Below are 19,943 nucleotides of genomic sequence, written 5' to 3' on the forward strand. Positions count from 1 at the left end.
CGCGGACGTGGCCGTCGGGCGGCTCGGACGCATCGCGGGCGGCGCGGGCGGCGTGCTCGTCGCGCTCGCCGCGTCGATGATCGGGCTCTCCGAGATGGGCGAGGTGGTCGTGATCCACAGCGCGGCCGCGGGCGGCGCGGGGGCGCGCGCGACGCGCATCTGGGTCGTCGACGACGACGCGGGCCTCCTCGTGCGCGGGTCGGCCGGCAAGGGCTGGGTGGCCGACGCGGTGCGCGCGGGCACCGTCGAGCTCGACCGCGCGGGCGCGACGCGGCGCTACCGCGTCGTCGAGCGCCCGGGCGACGACGCGCGGCGCGACGTGAACGCGCGCATGCGCGCGAAGTACGGCTTCGCCGACCGCGCCATCGGCTGGCTGCGCGACTACGACGCGTCGACGCCGCTGCGGCTCGTGCCGCTCGACGCCGCGCCCGCGCCGCGCGGCACCGGCGACTAGCGATGGCCCCGCGCACCGTCCACCTCGTCGACGGGCACGTCTACATCTTCCGCGCCTGGTTCGCGATGTCGGAGATGCGCGCGCCCGACGGACGCCCGACGCACGCGGCCTACGGCTTCGCGAACATGCTGCTGCGGCACCTGCGCGAGCGGCGGCCCTCGCACATGGCCGTCTGCTTCGACCACGCGATGACGAGCTTCCGGAACGAGCTGTTCCCGGCCTACAAGGCGCAGCGCGGCGAGCCCGACGCCGACCTCGAGCTGCAGTTCGACCTGTGCCGGCGGGCGGCCACGGCGCTCGGCTTCCCCGTCTTCGAGTGCGAGGGCTTCGAGGCCGACGACGTGATCGCGACGCTCGCGCGAGGGCTGCTCGCGAAGCCCGACGTCGAGGTCGCGATCCACACGACGGACAAGGACCTCTCGCAGCTCGTGCGCGAGGACGGGCGCGCGTGGCTCGCGGACTTCGGCAAGGACGACGTCGTCGACGCGGACGCGGTGCGCGCGAAGTTCGGCGTCGACCCCGCGCAGATCCCCGACTACCTCGGCCTCGTCGGCGACAAGGTCGACAACCTGCCGGGCGTGCCGGGCGTCGGGGCGAAGACGGCGGCGGCCGCGCTGCGCGCGTTCCGGCGCATCGAGGACATCCCGGCCGACGCGGCGCGCTGGGACGGGCTCGGCATCCGCGGCGCGGCGCGCGCCGCCCTGCGCATCGCCACGCACCGCGACGCCGCGCTCGCGACGCGCGCGCTCGCGACGGTGCGCGCCGACGTGCCCGGCCTGCGCGCCGGGCTGCGCGAGCTCGCGCTGCGCGGCGCCGATCGCGCGGCCGTCGAGCCGCTCTTCGCCGAGCTCGGCTGGGGGCGCATCGCGAGCCGCATCCCCGTCTGGGCGGACTGAGCCCCGCCCGGAGCACCGCTTCGCGCGCGCGAGGCCGGCGCCGTGGGCGCCGAGCGGCGGCGGCGGGCGCGCGGGGCGTCCTGCAGCTCTCCCCGAAAAGGCTCGCGGCTGCGAGGGATTCGCGGATAGAATCCGCCGCCCCGGGCCCGGTGCGGCGCGATGTCACCGCCCCCGGCCCCAGCCCCGAGGAGAAGCACCATGGAATACGGCGAGTTCCTGCTCCGCTGGATCCACTTCCTGGCCGGGATCACGTGGATCGGCGTGCTCTACTACTTCAACTTCATCCAGACGCCGTTCTTCGGCAGCGAGCTCGGTGGGCAGGCCAAGGGCGCGATGACGCGCGGCCTCGTGCCGAACGCGCTCTGGTGGTTCCGCTGGGGCGCCATGTTCACGTTCCTCTCCGGCTGGACCATCGTGCTGATGAAGCTCCACCAGGGCTTCTCGCTCACCGACGGCTACATGACGCGCATCCTCACGGGCGGTCTGATGGGCACGTTCATGTGGGCCAACGTGTGGTTCGTGATCTGGCCGGCGCAGCAGGTCGTGATCCGCTCGGCCGAGCAGGTCGCGGGCGGCGGCCAGGCGATCCCCGAAGCGCCGGCGCGCGGCGGCAAGGCCGGCATGGCCTCGCGCACGAACACGCTCTTCTCGATCCCGATGCTCTTCTTCATGGCGTCGGCGAGCCACCTGCAGTCGCTCAACAACGGCGCGAACGACATGCTCTACTGGCTCGTCGCCGGCGGCCTGATCGTGCTCGTCGAGATCAACGGGCTGATCGGGCCCGGCGCCGCGACGCAGAAGCCGCTCACCACCGTCTCGGGGACGATCCACGGGGGCCTCGGCCTCGCGGCCGTGCTCTGGGCGATCGGCTTCTTCCTGAACAGCTGACCGCGGCGCGCCGCGCGCGCGGACCGGACGAAGAGGGCCCCGGAGCGCCGCGCTCCGGGGCCCTTCTTCGTTCTCGGCGGTCGTTCGCTAGTTCGCGCCGCCCTGCGCGCGGCTCGCGAGGAAGGCGGTGAGGGCGTCGATCTCGGGCTCGAGGTGCGGAAGCGGGATCATGAGGCGCGTGTCGCGCTTCGGCGTGTAGCCGGGCGGGTACTCGCCGCGCAGCACGCGCGCCTCGACGAGCGCGCGCGGCGAGCCCGCGATCGCCGGGCCGAGGCCGCCGTCCTGCGTCGGGTCGCGGTGGTGGCAGGCGATGCAGTTCACGTTGTAGATGCGCTCGCCGCGCGCGACGAGCTCCGACTGCGACGGCGTGCCCGACGCTGCGCCGGCGGATGCATCGGATGTGGCGCCGCGCGCCTTGGGCGCTTCGGCTCCCGCGCTCGAGGCTCGCGCGGGCGCACCCGGCTCGGACGCTCGCGCGTTCGCGTTCGGTTCGTCGCCCCCGCCGCACGCCGCGACGGCGAGCGCGAGCACGCCCGCCGCAGCCATCGCCCTTCCCGTCGTTCTTCTCCGCATCGTCGCCCGGGCTCCTCTCCGCATTGCGGCCCGGACAGTAGCCGCGCCGCGGGCGCGCGCGAGCGCGCGGAGCGCGATCTATGGTTCGCGCCGTGGAGCACCCGGGCCCCGTCGATGCGCCGAGCGGGTCGCCGCGCGAAGCGGCGCCGCGCTGGCGCACGCGCGCGAACGCGCTCACGGCCGTGCGGCTCGCGGCCGCGCCCGCGTGCGCGCTCGCGATCGCGAGCGGCGCACACGGCGCGGCGTTCGCGCTCTTCTGGCTCGCAGTCGCGACCGACCTCGTCGACGGGCGCGTCGCGCGCCGCTACGGCGAGGCATCGCCGCTCGGCGGGCTCCTCGACCACGCCACCGACGCGACGTTCGCGTCGCTCGGCCTGCTCGCCGTGGCGCTGCGCGGCGAGGCGCCGCTCGCGCTGCCGGCGCTCGTCGCGGCGGCGTTCGTGCAGTACGTCGTCGACTCGCGCGCGACGCGGGGGCGCGCGCTGCGCGCGAGCGCGCTCGGGCGCTGGAACGGCATCGCCTACTTCGCGCTGCTCGGGGTTCCCGTCGTGCGCGACGGGCTCGGCCTCGGGTGGCCGCCCGCGGGCCTCGTGCACGCCCTCGGGCTCGCGCTCGTCGCGACGACGCTCGCCTCGATGCTCGACCGCGCGCTCGCCGCGCGCCGCGCTCGTTAGGCGCCGCCGCCGGCGGGCGCCTCGCCGAACAGCTCGCGGTTCGCGCGGCGCAGGAAGAGCAGCCCGATCGCCGCGTTGAAGAAGATGAAGAAGTTGTGCTGCACGAGGCCGAAGGCGGTCATCGCGCCCGGGTCCTGGTTCGGGAAGAGCACGACCCAGAGCGTGATCGCGACCGAGCGCATCGGCCCCGGCGTCGCGGCGCCGAAGAAGATCACCGGCAGGTAGCCGAGCATCGAGCCGAAGCCGACGTCGACGCCGAACAGGTGCAGCGCGAGCGTGTAGACGACGACCGCCGTCAGCAGCGCGGGCGAGCGCAGCGCGATGATCGTCGGGTAGTAGTGCCAGCGCGCCTCGCGGAACGCGCGGAAGACGGGGCGCTCTCGCAGCCTCACGCCGGGCGCGATCGCGCCGGTCATGAAGAGGTGGAAGAGCGCGAACGCGACGAGGATGCCGACGTACACGCGCGGGATCAGCGCGAACACCTCGGGCAGCGCGTCGCCCGAGATCCACCAGCCCACCGTCGCCCACGTCGACAGGTAGAGCAGCTCGCACAGCATGATGAAGAGCATGCTCGAGCCGAGCTCCCAGCCCGGCACGCCGTGGCGGCGATAGAGGTAGAGCCCCATCGCGCCCTTCCCCACCTGCTCGTTCAGGATCGACAGGATGTACGAGCTTCCGCGCACGGGCAGGATGTCGCGGTAGGCGACGCGCGTGTTGAACCAGTTGACGACGCGCCACACGACGGCCGAGTCGACGAGGAAGAACAGGAACGAGTACGGGACCATCAGCGCGAGCCAGCGCGGCCAGCTCACGTTCGCGAACGCGCGCCCGAGGTAGGCGAGCACCGTCGTGTGCTCGCGCGCGGCCGCGCCCGCCATGCGCGTGTAGAGATAGGCGAAGCACGCGATCGTGACGAGCCACGGCAGCAGGCGCACCCCGCGCGCGGCGAAGCTGCGCGGAGCGGCGGGAGCGGGAGCGTTGGTCATCGCGTCTCCGGGGCCGGCGCGGCGTCGTCGGCGCGCAGGCAGTGGGCGAGCGTGTCGTCGAGCGGCGTGAGCGCGATGCCGAGCCGCGCGCACGCGGGCTGCGGGTCGACGCGGTCGTCGTGTTGCAGGACGCCGAGCATCGCGCTCGTGATCGGCGGGTTCGCGAGCAGCGCGCCCGCGGCGGCGGCGAACGCGCGCGCGAGCGCGAGCGGCACGGACGCGATGCGCGGCGCCGGGCGGCCGAGCGCGCGCGCCGCGCGCGCCACGAGCTCGCGGTGCGGCAGGCACTCGGGGCCGCCGAGGTCGAGCGCGGCGCGCTCGTCGCCCGTGTCGGCCGCCGCGGCGAGGATCGCGTCGACGACGTCGCGCGCGTCGATCGGCTGCTGCAGCGTGCGGCCGCCGCCGACGAGGCGCGCGCGTGGCGCGAGCGCCTGGCGTCGCAGCGCGGAAGCCGCGTAGTCGCCGCGCCCGAGCACCATCGGCACGCGCAGGATCGTGGCCGGTACCGCGCCCGCGAGCAGCGTCTCCTCGGCCGCGCCCTTCGACGCGAGGCACGCGTTGCGCGCGCCGGGCCGCGAGCCGACGATGCTCAGGTACACGATGCGCCGCACGCCGGCCGCGGCCGCCGCGCGCGCGAGCACGCGGCAGCTCTCCTCGTGCGCGTCGCGGTAGCTCGCGCCCTTCGCCTCCTTGAGGATGCCGACGAGGTGGACGACGGCCTCGCAGCCGCGCGCGGCCTCGCGCATCGCCGCTTCGTCCGCGTAGTCGACGAGCGCGACGGGCGGGCGCGCGCTCGCGGGGAGCGCTTCGAGCTGCGCGGCCGCGCGCTGCGACCGCACGGCGGCGCGGAAGCGCGCGCCGTCGTCCGCCCGTTCGAGGAGCGCGCGTCCGAGGTGGCCGTTCGCGCCGGTGACGAGGACGGGCATGGCGGCCGATCCTAGCATCGGGCCCGCGCCCTCCGACGCGCGTTGACTTCCGCGCGCGCGAGCGGTCTCCTGTGCGCATGCAACGCATGCTCTCGCTCGCGAGCGCCGGCGCGCTCGTGCTGCTGCTCGGCCTCCTGCTCCGGCTCGCCGCGCAGCAGGCCGAGGGCCCCACCCACGTCGACCTGCGCATCGCGGAGTGGACGCCCGCGACGCTCTACCTGCCGCCGCGTCCCGGCGCGCGCGCGTTCGGCCTGCCCGAGCCCGCGCCCGAAGGCGAGCGCCCGATGGCGGTCGTGCTCGCGCACGGCTTCGCGTCCGACCGCGCGAACATGAGCCCGCTCGCGCGTTCGCTCGCGAACGCCGGCTACGCCGTGCTCGCGCTCGACCTCGCCGGCCACGGCGAGAACCGCCGCGCGGGCGGCTTCCGCGCCGCGCGCTCGCACCCGAAGAGCGACTTCCACGACGAGCTCGAGGCGGCGGTCGACTACCTGCGCGCGAGCCCGCTCGTCGACGGTGCGCGCATCGCGGTGATGGGCCACTCGATGGGCGCAGGCGCCGCGCTCGGCTACGCGTCGTGGGACCCGACGATCGACGGCGCCGTGATGATCGCGGGCGGCTGGCGCATCGCGGGCCCGCACGCGCCCGCGAACGCGCTCTTCGTCTACGCCGAGGGCGACCGGCGCGAGCTCCACGACGGCGTGAAGCGCCTGGCGTCGCGGCTCGCGGGCGGCGCGTCGCTCGCGGACGGCGAAGTGCACGGCGACTTCGCGAACGGAACGGCGGTCGCGCACGTCATGGTCGCGGGCGCGAGCCACGTCGGCATCGTGGCCGACGATGCGGCCGTGCGCGAGATCGTGCGCTGGCTCGACGCGATCGACGGGCGCGACCGCGCGCAGCCCGCGGGCCTCGACGACCCGCGGCGCGCGACGGCCGCTCTCGGCGCGCTGCTCGCCGTGCTCGTGCTGCCGGGGCTCGGGCTCGCGTGCGCGCGCCTCGCGCCGGGCGATGCGCTCGGCGCGCGCGCGCCCGCCGCGCCCGCGCGGCCGGGCGACGCGCCCGCCGGCGCCGTCGAGCTCGGCGTGCTCGTCGTCTCGCTCGTCGCCGCGCTTCCCGCGATCGCGCTCGGCTCGCCGCTGCCCGCGCTCTCGCTCGAGATCGGCGAGCTCGCCGTTCCCTACCTGACGATCGCGGGCGCGCTCGCGCTCGCGGGGCTCGCCGCGCTCGGCCGCCTCGACGTGCGCGCGCTCGTGCGCGAGCCCGCGGCCGCGCTCGCCGCCGGCGCGGCCGGCGGAGTGGCGCTCCTGCTCCTGCTCGCGCCACTCGGCTGCGTGTTCCACGGGCTCGCGCTCACGCCGGCGCGCGCGGCGATCGCGCTCGCGTGTGCGGCGCTCCTCCTGCCCGCGTTCCTCGCGCTCGAGGGCGGCGTGCGGCGCGGCGGCCTCGCGCGCGGCGTCGCACTCTCGCTCGCGGGACGGCTCCTCGTCGTCGGTGCGCTCGCCGCGGCGACGGCGCTCGGCGTGCTGCCGCGCGTCGTGTCGCTGATGCTGCCGATCCTCGGCTCGTTCCTGCTCGTGCTCGAGCTGCCGTGCGCGGCGATGCGCGCGGGCGGCGGCCGCGCGCTGCTCGCGGCGTCGTTCCAGGCGGTCGTGCTCGGCTGGGTGCTCGCGGCCGTCCTGCCCGTCTCGGTCTGACGCGGCCCGCCGACCGGGCGCGGTGCCGCGCCCAACGAGCGAACGAGCGGCCGGCGGGAGCACGGCCGCGCGCCTAACGAGTCGTCGGGTGCGCGCGGTGCGCGACGACGGCGGCGGCCGCGATCGCCGCGCACCACAGCGCGAGGCTCCCGAAGCCGGCCGCGATGCCCACCGCGTCCGACAGCGCGCCCGTGATCCACGGCAGCGCGAAGCCGCCGATCGAGCCGAGGCCGGCGACGAGGCCGACGGCGCGCCCCGGCGCCTGCGGCACGAGCCTTCCCGCGAGCGCGATCATGAGCGGGAAGACGGCCGACACCGCGACGCCGCACGCGCCGAGCAGCCAGTCGACGAGGCGCACCTCGAAGAGCACGCCGAGCCCGACCACGGCCGCGGCCGCGAGGCCCGACGCCGCCATGAGCCGCGCGTCGACGCCGCGCGTCGGCAGCAGGAGCAGGAGCCTCCCGAGCCCGATGCCGAGCCACAGCCCGCTGATCGCGCGGCCGCCCTCGGCCTCGCCGAGCGCGAGCGCGCCCATCGCGTAGGGCGTCGCGAACAGCGTGAGCGCGGCCTCGATCCCGATGTACGCGAACGCGACGGCGCAGAGCGCGAGGAAGGCCGCGCTCGTGAAGCTCCCGGGCGCGGCCCGCGCCGCGCCCGGTGCGCGCGCCGAGGGCGGCGGCAGCGGCACGAACGCGGCCCACGCCGCGAGCGCGAAATAACATGCGCCCGCCGCGCGCGAGACGGCGATCCACTCGCCGCTCCCGCCCGCCGCGTGCACGAGCCACGGCGCGACGACGGCGCCGAGGGGAACGGCCGCGTGGAGGAGCGACATCGGGCGCACCGCGTTCTCGCCCCACCGCTCGACGGTCACCGTGTTGAGCAGCGTGTCGTACACGCCGCAGCCCGCGCCGAGGAGCGCCACGTGCGCGAGCGCGCGGCCGAAGCCCATGCCGTCGTCGACGCTCGCGAGCGCGGCGCCCGCGAGCAGCGCCGAGCCGACGAAGATCGGCCGGCGCGGGTAGCGATCCACGAGCCAGCCCGAGGCGAGCACGCTCGTCCCGATGCCCGCCGAGAGCGCCGACCCGAGCAGGCCGAAGCGCGTGTGGTCGAGCGCGAGCGACTGCGCGATGCCCGGCTGGCACACGCCGAGCAGCACGAGCGAGAAGCCGAACATCAGGAACGCGGCGCCGCCGAGGGGGAGCATGCGTGGGTGGCCGCGTCAGGCCGCCGGCGCGCCGAGCCACGAGGAGCGGAACAGGAAGAACACGGCGCCGAGCAGGCAGAGCCCCGCCCACAGGAAGTCCGAGTGGATGGGCGCGCGCATGTAGAAGATGGAGAACGGCGCGAACACCGCGAGCGAGACGATCTCCTGCAGGATCTTGAGCTGCGGGAGCGAGAGCGCCGTGTAGCCGATGCGGTTCGCCGGCACCTGGAGCTGGTACTCGAAGAACGCGACGCCCCAGGCGACGAGCGCGACGACGAAGGCCGGGCGGCCGGCGAGGTCGCGCAGGTGGCCGTACCAGGCGTAGGTCATGAACGCGTTGGAGAGGACGAGCAGCAGGACGGCTTTCACGACGGCGGGCATCGCGCGCTCCGGGTGTGCCGCGAGGGGCGCGGCGGGGGCGCAGAAGCTAGGCGAGGCCCGTCGCGAGCGCCGCGCCCACGACGAGGAGCAGCGCGCCGACGAGCGCGCGCAGCGCGCCGACCGTCGTCTTCGGGAGGAGGCGCTTCCCGAGGTAGGCGCCCGCGAACGCGCACGCGGTCGCCGCCGCGACGTTCGTCCACGGGATCGACGCGTCGCCGCGCATCGTCGCGCCGAACGCGACGCCGTAGACGGCGAGGCGCGCGCCGTCGACGAGCAGCGCGATCACCGCCTGCGTCGCCGCGAACTCGGCCGGCGCGAGCCCGAGCGGCGCCAGGAAGATCGCGCGCAGCGCGCCCTGATGTCCCGAGAGGCCGCCGAAGAAGCCCGAGAGCGCGCCGCCGAGCGGCAGCCAGCGCGCCGGCGCCTCGAGACGCGCGACGCCGGGCACGAGGTCGGCGAGCGAGAACGCGACGATCGCGAGGCCGACGACGAGGCCGAGCGGTGTGACGTGCGCCGTGCGCCCGCCGAGCTGCCAGGTCGCGAGCGGCGCGAGCGCGTCGGACTGCGCGAGCTCCGTGAGCACCGCCGCGCCCGCGAACGCGGCGACGACGGCCGGCACGCCGAAGCGCGCGACGACCTCGCGCCGCGCACCGCGCGCGAGCAGCCCGAACTTGAACAGGTTGTTCGCGGCGTGCACCACCGCCGTCGACGCGATCGCGACGTCGACCGGGAAGAAGAGCGCGAAGACCGGCATCAGGAGCGTGCCGAGCCCGAAGCCCGAGAAGAGCGACACGAGCGACGCGCCGAATGCGGCTGCGCCGACGACGGCGACGTCGAGCGTCACCGCGTCACGCGCCGCGGTCGGCCGCCGCGGGTTCGGGCGGCCGCCAGGACTGCAGCTCGATCATGTTGCCTTCGGGGTCCGCGACATAGCACCAGGTGACGCGCGCCCCCGTCGCCGCGACGAGCTCGACGACGTCCCCGACCGGCGCGCCGCCGTTCGCGAGCACCTCGTCGCGTGCCGCCGCGACGTCGGCCACGGCGAACGCGATGTGCGTGAGGCCCGGGCGGTTCACCGCCGTGGGAAGGCCCGGAAGCTGCTCGTCGTAGGTGTAGATCTCGAGCGTCGGCCCGTCGGGGCCGCAGCCGGGCAGGCGCAGGTGCGCGCCGCGCAGCCGCGCGCTCGCGAGGCCCGTTCCCGCTTCGAGGGCCGGGCCCGCGTAGTCGCGCTCGGGCGGCACGGGCACGCAGCCGAGCACGGCCTCGTAGAAGCGCGCGAGCGCGCGCCAGTCGCGCGCGACGATGTTGGTGTGGACGTAGGCGGCGCCCGCGATCACGGCGGCCGACGATAGCGCTGCGTGGCTACGCGCGGCGCGGGGGCGCCGCGCGCCACTCCTCGCGCAGGAGCGCCCAGCGCTCGTGGTCGCGCCAGCGCCCGCCCACCTTCAGGTAGCGCGGCGAGAGCCCTTCGCAGCGGAACCCGAGCGCGCGCACGAGCGCGATCGAGCGCGCGTTCGCCGGCTGGATGTTCGCCTCGACGCGGTGCAGGCCGAGCGCGCCGAACGCGCGCGCGACGGCGAGCGCGACGCCCGCGCGCAGGAGGCCGCGCCCCTCGAAGGGCGCGAACGCGTAGTAGCCGAGGCAGGCCGACTGGAGCGCGCCGTGCGCGATCTCGTTCAGGTTCACGACGCCGACGAGCGCGCGCGTGCGGCGGTCGACGAGCACGTGGCACGCGCGCCCGGGCTCGCGCGCGCGGAGGAGCCAGGCGCGGAACGCGTCCGGCGTCGACGGCGCGTGGACGAACGGGCGGTGCAGCGCGCCGCTCCGCCGCGCGGCGGCGACGAAGGCCACCTCGTCGCGCGCGTCGGGCGCGCGCAGCGCGAGGTCGCGCGCGCCCGGGGCATCGAACGCCCGCGCCTTCGGGCCGCGCGCGGCGCGCGCCCGCGCGCCCTCCTTCGCCCCCGGTGCTCGCGCGGCCCGCCCGCTCACAGCTTCTTGAAGTAGCGCGCGACCGGCACGTGCCGGAAGCCCGCGGCCTCGTACGTGCTGCGCGCGGGCGCGTGCCCCGGGTCGCCGCCCGTCTCCACCATCGCCGTCGTCAGGCCCGCCTGCGCGAAGCGCGCGAGCGCGAAGCGCGTCATCGCCGCCGCGATGCCGCGGCGCTGGTGGCGCGGGTCGACGGCGATCATGTGGATCTCGCCCATGCGGTCGGCCGCGTGCGTGCGGAGCGCGACGAAGCCCGCGACCTCGCCCGCAATGAGCGCGACGAACGCCTCGCCCCCGCCGTCCGTGCACGCGGCCTCGACGGCCGCGGTCTGGCTCGCGCGCCAGTCGGCGACCTGCGCGCGGAAGATCTCCGTGCCCATCGCCTCCTCGATCGACGGGAACACGGGCTCCCACGCGCGCAGCGCGAGGCGCACGACCGCTTCGAGGTGCTCGCGGTCGAAGGGGACGATCGTCGGCACGGCGCGGAGCCTAGCGTCGAGTGCGCCGGCTCAGCGAGGCGGCGACGCCGCGCGCGCGAGCGCGCGGGCCGAGGCGGCGACGAAGCGGCGCTGGAGGCGGCGCGCGAACGGGCGGCCGAGCCGCGCGAGCGCGATCTCCGGCGCCGAGAACACCGCGATCTCGTACGTGACCTCCTTCGTCGCGGGGTCGTAGGCGACGGTGAAGCGCTCCTCGCCGCGAAGCGGGTGGCCGCGCAGCGTTCCGTAGGCGAAGGACGCGACGTCGCTCGCGCCTTCGTCGAGTGCCGCGTGGACGACGCGGCACGGGCTCACGAGCCACACGCCGAGGACGCGCACGAGCGTCGCGACCGTCTGGCCCGGCGCGACCTCGCCACGCGCGCCGTGCAGCTCGAGCCAGGGGATCTCGAAGTGACGCCACTGCGCGAGTGCGCGGCGCGCGCGCGCGTAGGTGTCGCGGCCGCGGCCGATCGCGAAGAGGTGGTGGTCGACGTCGTAGCGCGCGGCGAGGTGCTGGGGCAGCGGGGCGCCGACGTACGACGTCGCGCCGACCTCCCGGTAGCCGAACGGACGCGCAGCGTCGCCGAGCACCGCGTCGATCGCGGCCGGCGTCGGGCGCCGCAGCGTCGCGAACGTCATGCCCGTGCCCCTCGCCTCCCGCGTTCGGCCGCGCGGCCCCGACTCGTCTCCGAGCCAGGCGGCGACGGCGACGGCGACGACGAGCGCGAGCGAGCGGCGAGCGTACCTCTCCGCGCCCGCGCGTGTCGCGTCCGAGAGGGCGGTGCGCGCCGCTGCTCCGACGCTAGGCGCTGCCACCCGGGAGTGCGGCGGGACGGGACGGCTCGGCTAGGGTACGGCGCGGCGCGCGGCGCACGGCGCACGGCGCGCGCGCACTGCGCGGGGGACGAACACGCGTGGAACGCCTCTCCTCGAAGCAGACCTTCCTCTACAAGTTCGTGCTCCCCACCGTCTGGATCGTCGCGTTCGGTGGCGCGACCGCGCTGATGTTCGTCGCGCCCGAGTGGCTCGACCCGGAAGAGGACGTGAGCGTGCTCCGCTGGATCTTCCTCGCGGCGCTCGTCGCGGGCACCGCGCTCTTCTACTGGGCCTGCATGCGCGCCAAGGTCGTGTCGCTCGACGGCGCCGACTTCGTGATCTCGAACTACCGCACGACGATCCGCGTGCCCCTCCGCGACGTCGAGCGCGTCTCGGCGAGCCTCCTCGTCAACCCGGAGCTCGTGTGGCTGCACTTCCGGCGCCCGACCGAGCTCGGGAGCCGCATCGTGTTCATCCCCGAGCCGCGCGTGTTCGGCGGCTTCTCGCGGCATCCGCTCGCGCGCCGGCTCGCCGAGCTCGTCGCGGGCCCCGAGGCGTTCCACTAGCGACGGGCGCCGCCGTCACGGGTGCTGCGGCAGGTCGTCGAGGATCCGCGTCCACGGCGCCTTCGAGCCCACGTGGAAGTGCTCGCGCACCTCGATGCCCGCGTCGTCGTCGAGCGTTCCGAGGCGCACGCGCACGAAGGGGACGTCGCCCGCGTAGAGCTTCACGACCGGCGAGCCGCAGCGCGAGCAGAAGCAGCGGAGCTGGCCGGGTGACGACTCGTACCGCCCGAGCAGCTCCTCGCCCGCGACGATCCGGAAGTCGCTCGCTGCGACACTCGCGTTCGTCGCGAACGAGCTGCCCGAAGCCTTCCGGCACTGCGAGCAGTGACAGTGGATCGCCGGGCCGAACGGGCCCGTGACCTCGTAGCGGACCCCGCCGCACAGGCAGCTTCCTCGCATCATGGTCGGGTGGCTCCTCGTGCGCGCGCCGAGCGCGCGGGAAGTCGCGGGGCGCGACCGCCGACGCTACGCGGCCCGCGCGACGAGGTCGAGGAGATCGCGCGGCGCATTCGCGATCGCGTGCGCGCCGTCGAGCTCGGCGCGCGCGCCGTATCCCCATGCGACGCCGATCGAGAATGCGCCGAGCTCGCGCGCCGCGCGGACGTCGTGGTGCCGATCGCCGACCATCGCGATGCGCGCGGGCCGCGCGCCGAGCTCCTCGACACAGGCGCGGAGCACGTCCGTCTTGGAGCGGACGCCCCGCGCCCGGTCGCTCCCGACGACCGCGTCGAACCGGCCCGCGAGGCCGAGGCCGCGCACGACGGTGGCGGCCTCGTCGTGGCGCTTCGCCGTCGCGACCGCGAGCCGGTGCCCGCGCTCGCGAAGCGCGTCGAGCGCTTCCGGGATCCCCGGGAACAGCGGGCTCCGCGCCGCACCCGAGCGGCGGTACTCGACGCGATAGGCGTCGACCGCCGATGCGACGTCGTCGTCGCACGCGTCGGGCACGACCGCTGCGAAGATCTCCTCGAGCGGCGTGCCGATGAACGCGCGCAGCTCGCCGAACGAGGGCGGCGCGGCACCGAGCACGCGGATCGCGTGCGCGAGGCACGCGGTGATGCCGGGCGCGGAGTCCGCGAGCGTTCCGTCGAGGTCGAAGATCACGTGCTCGATCACGCCGCCGGCCCGTCCGTCGCGAGGCCGCGGCGACCGTCGGCGTCGCCGGGCGACCCGAACGCGCCGTCGAGCGGACGCGTCAAGCGGTGCTCGGGAATCGCGAGCTCGCCGAGCGCGAGCCGTCGTGCGCCGTCGGCCGCGAAGCCCGCCGCACGATAGAAGCGCTGCGCGCGCGCATTCGCGTCGAGCACCCAGAGCACGACCGCGACGAAGCCCGCCGACGCGAGCCGCGGCAGCTCGGCTGCGAGGAGCGCGCGCCCGACGCCCTGCCCCCACGCACGCGGCGCGACGTAGATCGCCGTGATCTCGGCGACGCGCTCCCCCAGGCCTTCGTCGCGCCGCGGCTGCGAGCTGCAGAACCCGACGACACGACCGCCCGCGCGCGCCAGCGCGACGTGGCGCACCGGCTCCGCGATGTTCGCGGCCCACTGTCGCGCTCGCACGACCGGGTCGAGCGCTTCGAGTACGGAGTCGGGAACCACGCCACGGTACGCGGCCTGCCAGCTCGCGACGTGCACGCGCGCGATGTCGTCGGCGTCGTCGGGCGTCGCGCGGCGGAGATCGAGGAGCACGTCAGTCCTCGGAGGTCGCGGCCGTGGGCTCGAGCTCGATCAGGATGTTCGACGGGCGGAGCTCGTACCCGGCTCCCGTCGATACATCCACGAGAATGCCTCCGCCGACCAGGAACGGGTGCAGCCAGATCAGGTTCCGGACCCATGTTTCGCTCGGGATGCCGCTCTCGATGGCAACCGACCGATCTCCGTATCCCGGGCTCGACGCCGTAACGATGTAGGCCGCGTTCTTGAAGCGGGGATCGTCGCTGTTGACAGTCTCGGCCGGCTTGCGACGAAGGGATATGTGCTTCCGATCCGAGCCGTCCTCCGGCGCGGGGCGAATCGTGACGGTCGCGTCCTTCGGGACCGTATCGATCGAGATCGTCTGCAGCGGTCCTCGCCGCAAGTGCATGCAACCGGTCGTCGTCGCGAGAAGCGTCGCGCAAAGAAGGACAGCAGGTGAAGGGTTCACGATCCAGCCCTCCGTGGCCGCAGCGCGGCTTGGCGAACGAAGCGGGAGGACGCCCGGTGCTTGCCCACCCCTCGAGGCTGCGAACGACGCGAGACTACACGTCGCGACGCCGGGCCCGGATCAGAACAATTGTCGTCCCACCGGGCGCGAGGTGCGCATGGGTCTGAGCTGAGCCCCAACCTGAGTCGTCTCGAACTGAGCGCCTCCTCGGTCTTGCGTCGCCCTCACTGCCTGGACCATTGGGTCCGCGAAGCGCTCCTCCGATCCCGCCCGCGAGATCAGAATCTCGGCTGTATAACGCGCCGGGGTGACGCATTCCGGCGCCGAGTGCCGCCGTCAACTCCGCTGAAGCCCGCCGCCGCCAGCTTCATCGGCTTGTTGGTTGGCTCGCGGTTCGAGATCCGGTGCACCTCATCCTGCGGTCTTCTTCCTTCCAAGCTTCCCGAGACGTTGTGCGATGAGGCTCTCCTCAGCGATTAGGCCCATTAGCGCCGTGGTGAGCGCAGCCTCGCTCCTGTAGTAGCGATCGAGCTCCTCAACAGCGACGTCCTTGGAGTGTGCCAACAGTCTCCACTGCGGTTGCCCATGCGTGCTGAATTCTTGAACGGAGTTGGACCTCGATGCAGAGCTTGTCGAACTCGGGGTTTCTCGTGGAATGAAACCGGAGTACGAGGTGAACTCCGCGATAGCCGCTTGAGGGAGGGGCATCGACGTAGTTGTCGACCCGAACCTGCTCGTGAGCTGCGCGGCTACTTGCATAGAGCGCCGCTACTTGCTGGACATCGGAATAGCTGCTGACTACGGCGCGGCAGCCACCTATGTCCTGCATCCGAGATAGCTTCATTTTGGGCGTCCGTTGAAGCTTCCTCCGGATCGATGTCGCTCGCTTGAGGCGTTGAGCGAGGACGGGTCTTGAGTTGACGCGCTTCGCCTTGGTCCGAAGGTCCATTGCGATCGTGTTGAGGGGAAAGCTGTGCGATGAACGCCAGTTGCTGAGGATGTCGAGCGCCTCGTCGAGCGGCACGGAAGACTCGCCGATCAAGCGAGCTCCGGCTCGGTTCACTCGCTCCCTGGTGTACTCGGGCCGCACCCACTCAGTTGACATGAGGCGATTCTCCCGCCGCCCCGACTACATGTTCAGCGTCAACCGCGCCGCTTCGCTCATCAGGTCGGGGCTCCACGGCGGGTCCCAGACGAGCTCGAGCTCGACGCCGGCGACGCCGGGGACGCTGCGGACCTTGTCCTCGACTTCGGGCGGGAGGGTCTCGGCGACGGGGCACATGGGCGAGGTGAGCGTCATCTGGACGAAGACGGCATTCCCTTCGCGCACCTCGATCGTGTAGATGAGGCCGAGCTCGTAGATGTCGACGGGGATCTCGGGGTCGTAACAGGTCTTGAGCATCGCGACGACGTCGTCGTGGACGTCCTTCGCGGTGCGCGGGCCGTCGGCCTGCGGCTGCTCGGTGTGGCTCGCACGCGTCGTGGCGCCGGTCGTCGAGGTGGGTTCGCTCATCGTTGGGTCCTCGCCTCTCCCGACTACTCGGTGCGGGCCGTCTCGCGCTGGTTGGCGAGCGCGGCGTTGAGGGTGTGCCAGCACAGCGTCGCGCACTTGACGCGCATGGGGAACTCGCGGACGCCGGCGAAGACCGCGAGCTTGCCGAGTGCGTCGACGGCATCCGGCGACGCGCCGCCGGGCGGGCCGGTGACGAGATCGTGGAAGCCGGTGAACGCGGCCTCGACCTCGGCGAGCGTGCGGCCCTTCACGTACTCGGTCATGAGTGAGGCGGACGCGGTGGAGATCGCGCAGCCCTCGCCCTCGAATGCGACGTCGGCGATGCGGCCGGCGTCGTCGACGGCGACGTAGACGGTGAGCTTGTCGCCGCAGACGGGGTTGTGGCCGTCGGCCTGACGCGCGCCGTCCTCGATGCGCCGGAAGTTCCGCGGCCGCTTGTTGTGGTCGAGGATGGTCGTCTGGTAGAGCTCGCGCAGGTCGTCCATCAGGCGAAGAGCTCCCGCACCTTCTCGATGCCGGCGACGAGCGCGTCGACGTCGTCGCGCCCGTTGTAGATGGAGAACGACGCGCGCGCGGTGGCGGGCAGGCCGTAGCGGTCCATCACCGGCTGCGCGCAGTGATGGCCGGTGCGCAGCGCGATGCCCTCCTGGTCGAGGATGGTGCCGACGTCGTGCGGGTGCGCGAAGTCGAGCACGAAGGAGACGACGGCGGCCTTCTGCCGCGCGGTGCCGACGATGCGCAGCCCGGGCACGGCGCCGAGCCGCTCGGTCGCGTGCGCGAGCAGGTCGTGCTCGTGCGCGGCGATCGCGTCGAGCCCGAGCGCCTCGACGTACTCGATCGCCGCGGCGAGCCCGACGGCCTCGGCGATCGCGGGCGTGCCGGCCTCGAACTTCGCGGGCACGGGCGCGTAGGTCGTCCGCTCGAACGTCACCTGCTCGATCATGTCGCCGCCGCCCTGCCACGGCGGCATCGCGTCGAGCAGCGGGAGGCGGCCCCACAGCGCGCCGATGCCCGACGGCCCGAAGATCTTGTGCCCGGTGACGACGTAGAAGTCGCAGCCGAGGTCGGCGACGTCGATGCGCAGGTGCGGCGCGGCCTGCGCGCCGTCGACGAGCACGAGCGCGCCGTGCGCGTGCGCGAGCGCGGCGATCTCCTTCACCGGGTTGATCGTGCCGAGCGCGTTCGACACGTGCGTCACGCCGACGAGCTTCGTGCGCGGCGTGAGGAGCTTCGCGAGCTCGTCCATCTCGAGCTCGCCGCGGTCGTCGATCGGCACGACGCGCAGCCGCGCGCCCGTCTGCGCGCACAGCATCTGCCACGGCACGATGTTGGCGTGGTGCTCCATCTGCGTGACGAGCACCTCGTCACCGGCGCCGACGTTCGCGCGTCCCCACGCCTGCGCGACGAGGTTGATGCCCTCGGTCGCGTTGCGCGTGAACACGATCTCGCGCGGCGAGGCCGCGCCGAGGAAGCGGGCGACCGTGGCGCGCGCGCCCTCGAAGGCCTCGGTCGACGCCTGCGAGAGCCGGTACACGCCGCGGTGGATGTTCGCGTAGCTCGTCTCGTAGAAGGCGGTCATCGCGTCGAGCACGGCGCGCGGCTTCTGCGCGCTCGCCGCGCTGTCGAGGAAGACGAGCCGCCGGCCGCGCACGGGCTCGGCGAGGATCGGGAAGTCGGCGCGCACGCGCGCGACGTCGAGCGCGGCGCGCGTCATCGCTCGGCTCCTTCGAGGCCGGCGGCGCCGCCGATCGCCGCGCGCACGCGCTCGCGCACCGCGGCGCCGAGCACGTCGCCCGCGAGCGCCGCGACGTCGTCGACCACCTCGCTCGCGAACGCCTCGACCAGCATGCGGTGCGCGTCGCCGCGGGCGATGCCGCGCGAGCGCAGGAAGAAGAGCGCGTCGCGGTCGAGCTGGCCGATCGTCGATCCGTGGCTGCAGCGCACGTCGTCGGCCCAGATCTCGAGCTGCGGCTTCGTGTCGATCTCGGCGTGCGGCGAGAGCAGCAGGTTCGGGTTTCGCTGCTCGGCCGACGTCTTCTGCGCGTCCGGCCGCACGACGACGCGGCCGCGGAAGACGCCGCGCGAGCGGTCGGCGAGCACGCCCTTGTAGAGCTCGCGACTCGTGCAGTGCGGGACGGCGTGGTCGACGAGCGTGTGGTTGTCGACGTGGCGCGTGCCGCTCCCGAGGAAGAGCCCGTCGAGGTCGACCGCGGCTCCCTCCTCCGCGAGCACGACCTCGACGTCGTTTCGCACGAGCGCGCCGCCGAGCGCGAGCGTGACGACGCGGAGCGAGCCGCCCCGCTCGACGCGAGCGAACAGGCGCGAGACGTGGAGCGCGGCGTCGTCCTCGCGCTGCAGCCATACGACGTCGAGCCGCGCGCCGGGGCCGACGCGCAGCTCGGCGAGCGCGTTCGTGAAGCGCGCGCCGAGCGAGCCGCCGCCGCCCGCGCCCGCGCGCGATGCGAAGTCGACGACGACGACCGCGCGGCTCGTGGCCGCGGCCTCGAGCCACAGGCGCGGGTGCTGCATGCCGGGCGCGGCCTCGAACGCGACGCGCACGGGCGCGTCGAGCGCCGCGCCGCGCGGCACGCGCACGACGGCACCGCCGTCGAAGCACGCGGTGTTGAGCGCGGCGAACGCGTCGCGCTTCGGGTCGGCGAGCGAGCCGAGGCGGCCCTCGAGCCCCGCGTCGTCGGGCTCGCCGCGCGAGTCGCCGCGCGCGCCGGCGAGCACGTCGCCGAGCGCGCTCGCCGCGCCGTCGCCGCCCTCGATGCGCGGCGCGCACGGCGCGAGCGCGAGCGCGTCGAGGTCGAGCGCGCGGAGCGCCGAGCCCGTGTACTTCCAGTCTTCGAGGCGCGACGTCGGGAGGCCCTGCTCGGCGAAGCGCGCGAGCGCATCGGCGCGCAGCGCACCGAGCCACGCGGGCTCGCCGGGCCGCGCGGTGCCGAGCCGCTCTCGCAGCGCACCCGTCACGGCCGCGCGGCTCCCGCCGCGTCGCCCCCGCTCTCGATCCAGCCGTAGCCCTTCGCCTCGAGCTCGAGGGCGAGGTCCTTGCCGCCCGAGCGCACGATGCGCCCGCCCGAGAGCACGTGCACGCGGTCGGGGACGATGTGGTCGAGCAGGCGCTGGTAGTGCGTGATGACGAGCATCGCGCGCTCGGGCGAGCGCAGCGCGTTGACGCCCTCGGCGACCGTGCGCAGCGCGTCGATGTCGAGCCCCGAGTCGGTCTCGTCGAGCACGCACAGCGCGGGCTCGAGGAGCAGCATCTGGAGCACCTCGTTGCGCTTCTTCTCGCCGCCCGAGAAGCCGACGTTGATCGGCCGGTTGACGAGCGCCTCGGGCATCTCGACGAGCTTCATCTTCTCGCGCATGAGCTTCAGGAAGTCGAACGCGTCGAGCTCGGGCAGGCCGCGGTGCGCGCGGATCGCGTTGAGGGAGGCCTTCAGGAAGTAGTTGTTGTTCACGCCCGGGATCTCGACCGGGTACTGGAACGCGAGGAAGACGCCCTCGCGCGCGCGCTCCTCGGGCTCCATCTCGAGCAGGTCGCGGCCGCGGAAGCGCACCGCGCCCTTCGTGACCGTGTACCCGGGGCGGCCGGCGAGCACGTTGCCGAGCGTGCTCTTGCCCGAGCCGTTCGGCCCCATGATGGCGTGCACGGAGCCCGCCTCGAGCACGAGGTCGATGCCGTGCAGGATGGGCTTCGCGTCGTCGCCCAGGCCGACGGTCGCGTGGAGGTCCTCGATCTCGAGCAGGGCCACGAAACGTTCCTCTCGC

General features: G+C 74.4%; 25 protein-coding genes. 6 read left to right on the plus strand and 19 right to left on the minus strand.

Going from position 1 to position 19,943, the window contains the following annotated elements:
- The first annotated feature begins 7 nt into the window (after window positions 1–7).
- The 3 genes from R3E88_00220 (at window position 8) to R3E88_00230 (ending at window position 2,238) form a co-directional block, all read left to right on the plus strand.
- Window positions 8–454 carry a hypothetical protein gene (locus R3E88_00220; protein MEZ4214874.1) on the plus strand — a complete coding sequence of 149 codons (447 nt, stop codon included), beginning with the start codon at window positions 8–10 and terminating at the stop codon, window positions 452–454.
- 2 nt (window positions 455–456) lie between these two features.
- Window positions 457–1,350, plus strand: coding sequence for a 5'-3' exonuclease H3TH domain-containing protein (locus R3E88_00225; protein ID MEZ4214875.1), 894 nt, complete (start codon window positions 457–459; stop codon window positions 1,348–1,350).
- Between the two features lie 198 nt (window positions 1,351–1,548).
- Window positions 1,549–2,238: a urate hydroxylase PuuD gene (locus R3E88_00230; protein MEZ4214876.1), complete on the plus strand. Its 690-nt coding sequence runs from the start codon at window positions 1,549–1,551 to the stop codon at window positions 2,236–2,238.
- A gap of 87 nt (window positions 2,239–2,325) precedes the next feature.
- On the opposite strand, the gene R3E88_00235 is transcribed toward R3E88_00230, so the two are convergent.
- A complete protein-coding gene (locus tag R3E88_00235; protein MEZ4214877.1) occupies window positions 2,326–2,784 on the minus strand; it encodes a cytochrome c in 459 nt (152 codons plus the stop codon).
- 119 nt (window positions 2,785–2,903) lie between these two features.
- Here R3E88_00235 and R3E88_00240 point away from each other — a divergent pair, with 119 nt between their 5' ends.
- Window positions 2,904–3,485 (plus strand): CDP-alcohol phosphatidyltransferase family protein, encoded by a 582-nt coding sequence (locus R3E88_00240; protein MEZ4214878.1) that lies wholly within the window; start codon window positions 2,904–2,906, stop codon window positions 3,483–3,485.
- Here R3E88_00240 and R3E88_00245 read toward each other — a convergent pair.
- Window positions 3,482–4,471, minus strand: a complete 990-nt coding sequence (locus R3E88_00245; protein ID MEZ4214879.1) for a hypothetical protein — start codon at window positions 4,469–4,471, stop codon at window positions 3,482–3,484. The two genes, R3E88_00240 and R3E88_00245, sit on opposite strands and share 4 nt — an antisense overlap.
- Window positions 4,468–5,397: an NAD(P)H-binding protein gene (locus R3E88_00250; GenBank protein MEZ4214880.1), complete on the minus strand. Its 930-nt coding sequence runs from the start codon at window positions 5,395–5,397 to the stop codon at window positions 4,468–4,470. The genes R3E88_00245 and R3E88_00250 overlap by 4 nt, the downstream gene beginning before the upstream one ends.
- A 77-nt stretch (window positions 5,398–5,474) precedes the next feature.
- On the opposite strand from R3E88_00250, the gene R3E88_00255 reads away from it, so the two are divergent.
- A complete protein-coding gene (locus R3E88_00255) occupies window positions 5,475–7,088 on the plus strand; it encodes an alpha/beta fold hydrolase (protein MEZ4214881.1) in 1,614 nt (537 codons plus the stop codon).
- Between the two features lie 73 nt (window positions 7,089–7,161).
- On the opposite strand, the gene R3E88_00260 is transcribed toward R3E88_00255, so the two are convergent.
- From R3E88_00260 to R3E88_00290, 7 genes are read right to left on the minus strand one after another with little or no spacing between them, the layout of a single operon-like run.
- On the minus strand, window positions 7,162–8,292 hold the full coding sequence (locus tag R3E88_00260) for an MFS transporter (GenBank protein ID MEZ4214882.1): 1,131 nt from the start codon (window positions 8,290–8,292) through the stop codon (window positions 7,162–7,164).
- A gap of 15 nt (window positions 8,293–8,307) precedes the next feature.
- Window positions 8,308–8,673, minus strand: a complete 366-nt coding sequence (locus R3E88_00265) for a DMT family protein (GenBank protein ID MEZ4214883.1) — start codon at window positions 8,671–8,673, stop codon at window positions 8,308–8,310.
- A gap of 46 nt (window positions 8,674–8,719) precedes the next feature.
- Window positions 8,720–9,517 (minus strand): TSUP family transporter, encoded by a 798-nt coding sequence (locus tag R3E88_00270; GenBank protein MEZ4214884.1) that lies wholly within the window; start codon window positions 9,515–9,517, stop codon window positions 8,720–8,722.
- A 4-nt stretch (window positions 9,518–9,521) separates the two neighbouring features.
- Window positions 9,522–10,010 (minus strand): VOC family protein, encoded by a 489-nt coding sequence (locus R3E88_00275; protein ID MEZ4214885.1) that lies wholly within the window; start codon window positions 10,008–10,010, stop codon window positions 9,522–9,524.
- A gap of 25 nt (window positions 10,011–10,035) precedes the next feature.
- On the minus strand, window positions 10,036–10,662 hold the full coding sequence (locus tag R3E88_00280) for a GNAT family protein (protein MEZ4214886.1): 627 nt from the start codon (window positions 10,660–10,662) through the stop codon (window positions 10,036–10,038).
- Window positions 10,659–11,138, minus strand: a complete 480-nt coding sequence (locus R3E88_00285) for a GNAT family N-acetyltransferase (protein ID MEZ4214887.1) — start codon at window positions 11,136–11,138, stop codon at window positions 10,659–10,661. The genes R3E88_00280 and R3E88_00285 overlap by 4 nt, the downstream gene beginning before the upstream one ends.
- Window positions 11,139–11,168: 30 nt before the next feature.
- Window positions 11,169–11,774, minus strand: a complete 606-nt coding sequence (locus R3E88_00290; GenBank protein MEZ4214888.1) for a DUF1990 domain-containing protein — start codon at window positions 11,772–11,774, stop codon at window positions 11,169–11,171.
- 275 nt (window positions 11,775–12,049) lie between these two features.
- Between R3E88_00290 and R3E88_00295 the strand changes: the two genes are divergently transcribed.
- Window positions 12,050–12,517, plus strand: a complete 468-nt coding sequence (locus tag R3E88_00295; GenBank protein ID MEZ4214889.1) for a hypothetical protein — start codon at window positions 12,050–12,052, stop codon at window positions 12,515–12,517.
- A 15-nt stretch (window positions 12,518–12,532) separates the two neighbouring features.
- Here the strand turns inward: R3E88_00295 and R3E88_00300 are convergent, their stop codons facing one another.
- The 9 genes from R3E88_00300 to sufC all read right to left on the minus strand — a co-directional run bounded on the left by R3E88_00300 (window position 12,533) and on the right by sufC (window position 19,921).
- Window positions 12,533–12,919 carry a GFA family protein gene (locus R3E88_00300; GenBank protein MEZ4214890.1) on the minus strand — a complete coding sequence of 129 codons (387 nt, stop codon included), beginning with the start codon at window positions 12,917–12,919 and terminating at the stop codon, window positions 12,533–12,535.
- A gap of 63 nt (window positions 12,920–12,982) precedes the next feature.
- A complete protein-coding gene (locus tag R3E88_00305; protein ID MEZ4214891.1) occupies window positions 12,983–13,630 on the minus strand; it encodes an HAD-IA family hydrolase in 648 nt (215 codons plus the stop codon).
- Window positions 13,627–14,202, minus strand: a complete 576-nt coding sequence (locus tag R3E88_00310; protein ID MEZ4214892.1) for a GNAT family N-acetyltransferase — start codon at window positions 14,200–14,202, stop codon at window positions 13,627–13,629. The genes R3E88_00305 and R3E88_00310 overlap by 4 nt, the downstream gene beginning before the upstream one ends.
- 1 nt (window position 14,203) lies before the next feature.
- Entirely contained in the window at window positions 14,204–14,656 is a 453-nt protein-coding gene (locus R3E88_00315; GenBank protein MEZ4214893.1) for a hypothetical protein, read from the minus strand.
- A 1,129-nt stretch (window positions 14,657–15,785) separates the two neighbouring features.
- Window positions 15,786–16,169, minus strand: a complete 384-nt coding sequence (locus tag R3E88_00320; GenBank protein MEZ4214894.1) for a DUF59 domain-containing protein — start codon at window positions 16,167–16,169, stop codon at window positions 15,786–15,788.
- A gap of 23 nt (window positions 16,170–16,192) precedes the next feature.
- Complete coding sequence (locus tag R3E88_00325) at window positions 16,193–16,654, minus strand: SUF system NifU family Fe-S cluster assembly protein (protein MEZ4214895.1); 462 nt, start codon at window positions 16,652–16,654, stop codon at window positions 16,193–16,195.
- Complete coding sequence (locus R3E88_00330; protein ID MEZ4214896.1) at window positions 16,654–17,883, minus strand: cysteine desulfurase; 1,230 nt, start codon at window positions 17,881–17,883, stop codon at window positions 16,654–16,656. Before R3E88_00330 ends, R3E88_00325 begins: the two co-directional genes overlap by 1 nt.
- Window positions 17,880–19,142 (minus strand): Fe-S cluster assembly protein SufD, encoded by a 1,263-nt coding sequence (gene sufD, locus R3E88_00335; protein MEZ4214897.1) that lies wholly within the window; start codon window positions 19,140–19,142, stop codon window positions 17,880–17,882. Before sufD ends, R3E88_00330 begins: the two co-directional genes overlap by 4 nt.
- Window positions 19,139–19,921 carry a Fe-S cluster assembly ATPase SufC gene (gene sufC / locus R3E88_00340; protein MEZ4214898.1) on the minus strand — a complete coding sequence of 261 codons (783 nt, stop codon included), beginning with the start codon at window positions 19,919–19,921 and terminating at the stop codon, window positions 19,139–19,141. The genes sufD and sufC overlap by 4 nt, the downstream gene beginning before the upstream one ends.
- Between the last annotated feature and the right edge of the window lie 22 nt (window positions 19,922–19,943).

It is taken from the genome of Myxococcota bacterium (genome assembly GCA_041389495.1).
Taxonomy (GTDB): Bacteria; Myxococcota_A; UBA9160; order UBA9160; family UBA4427; genus JAWKRT01.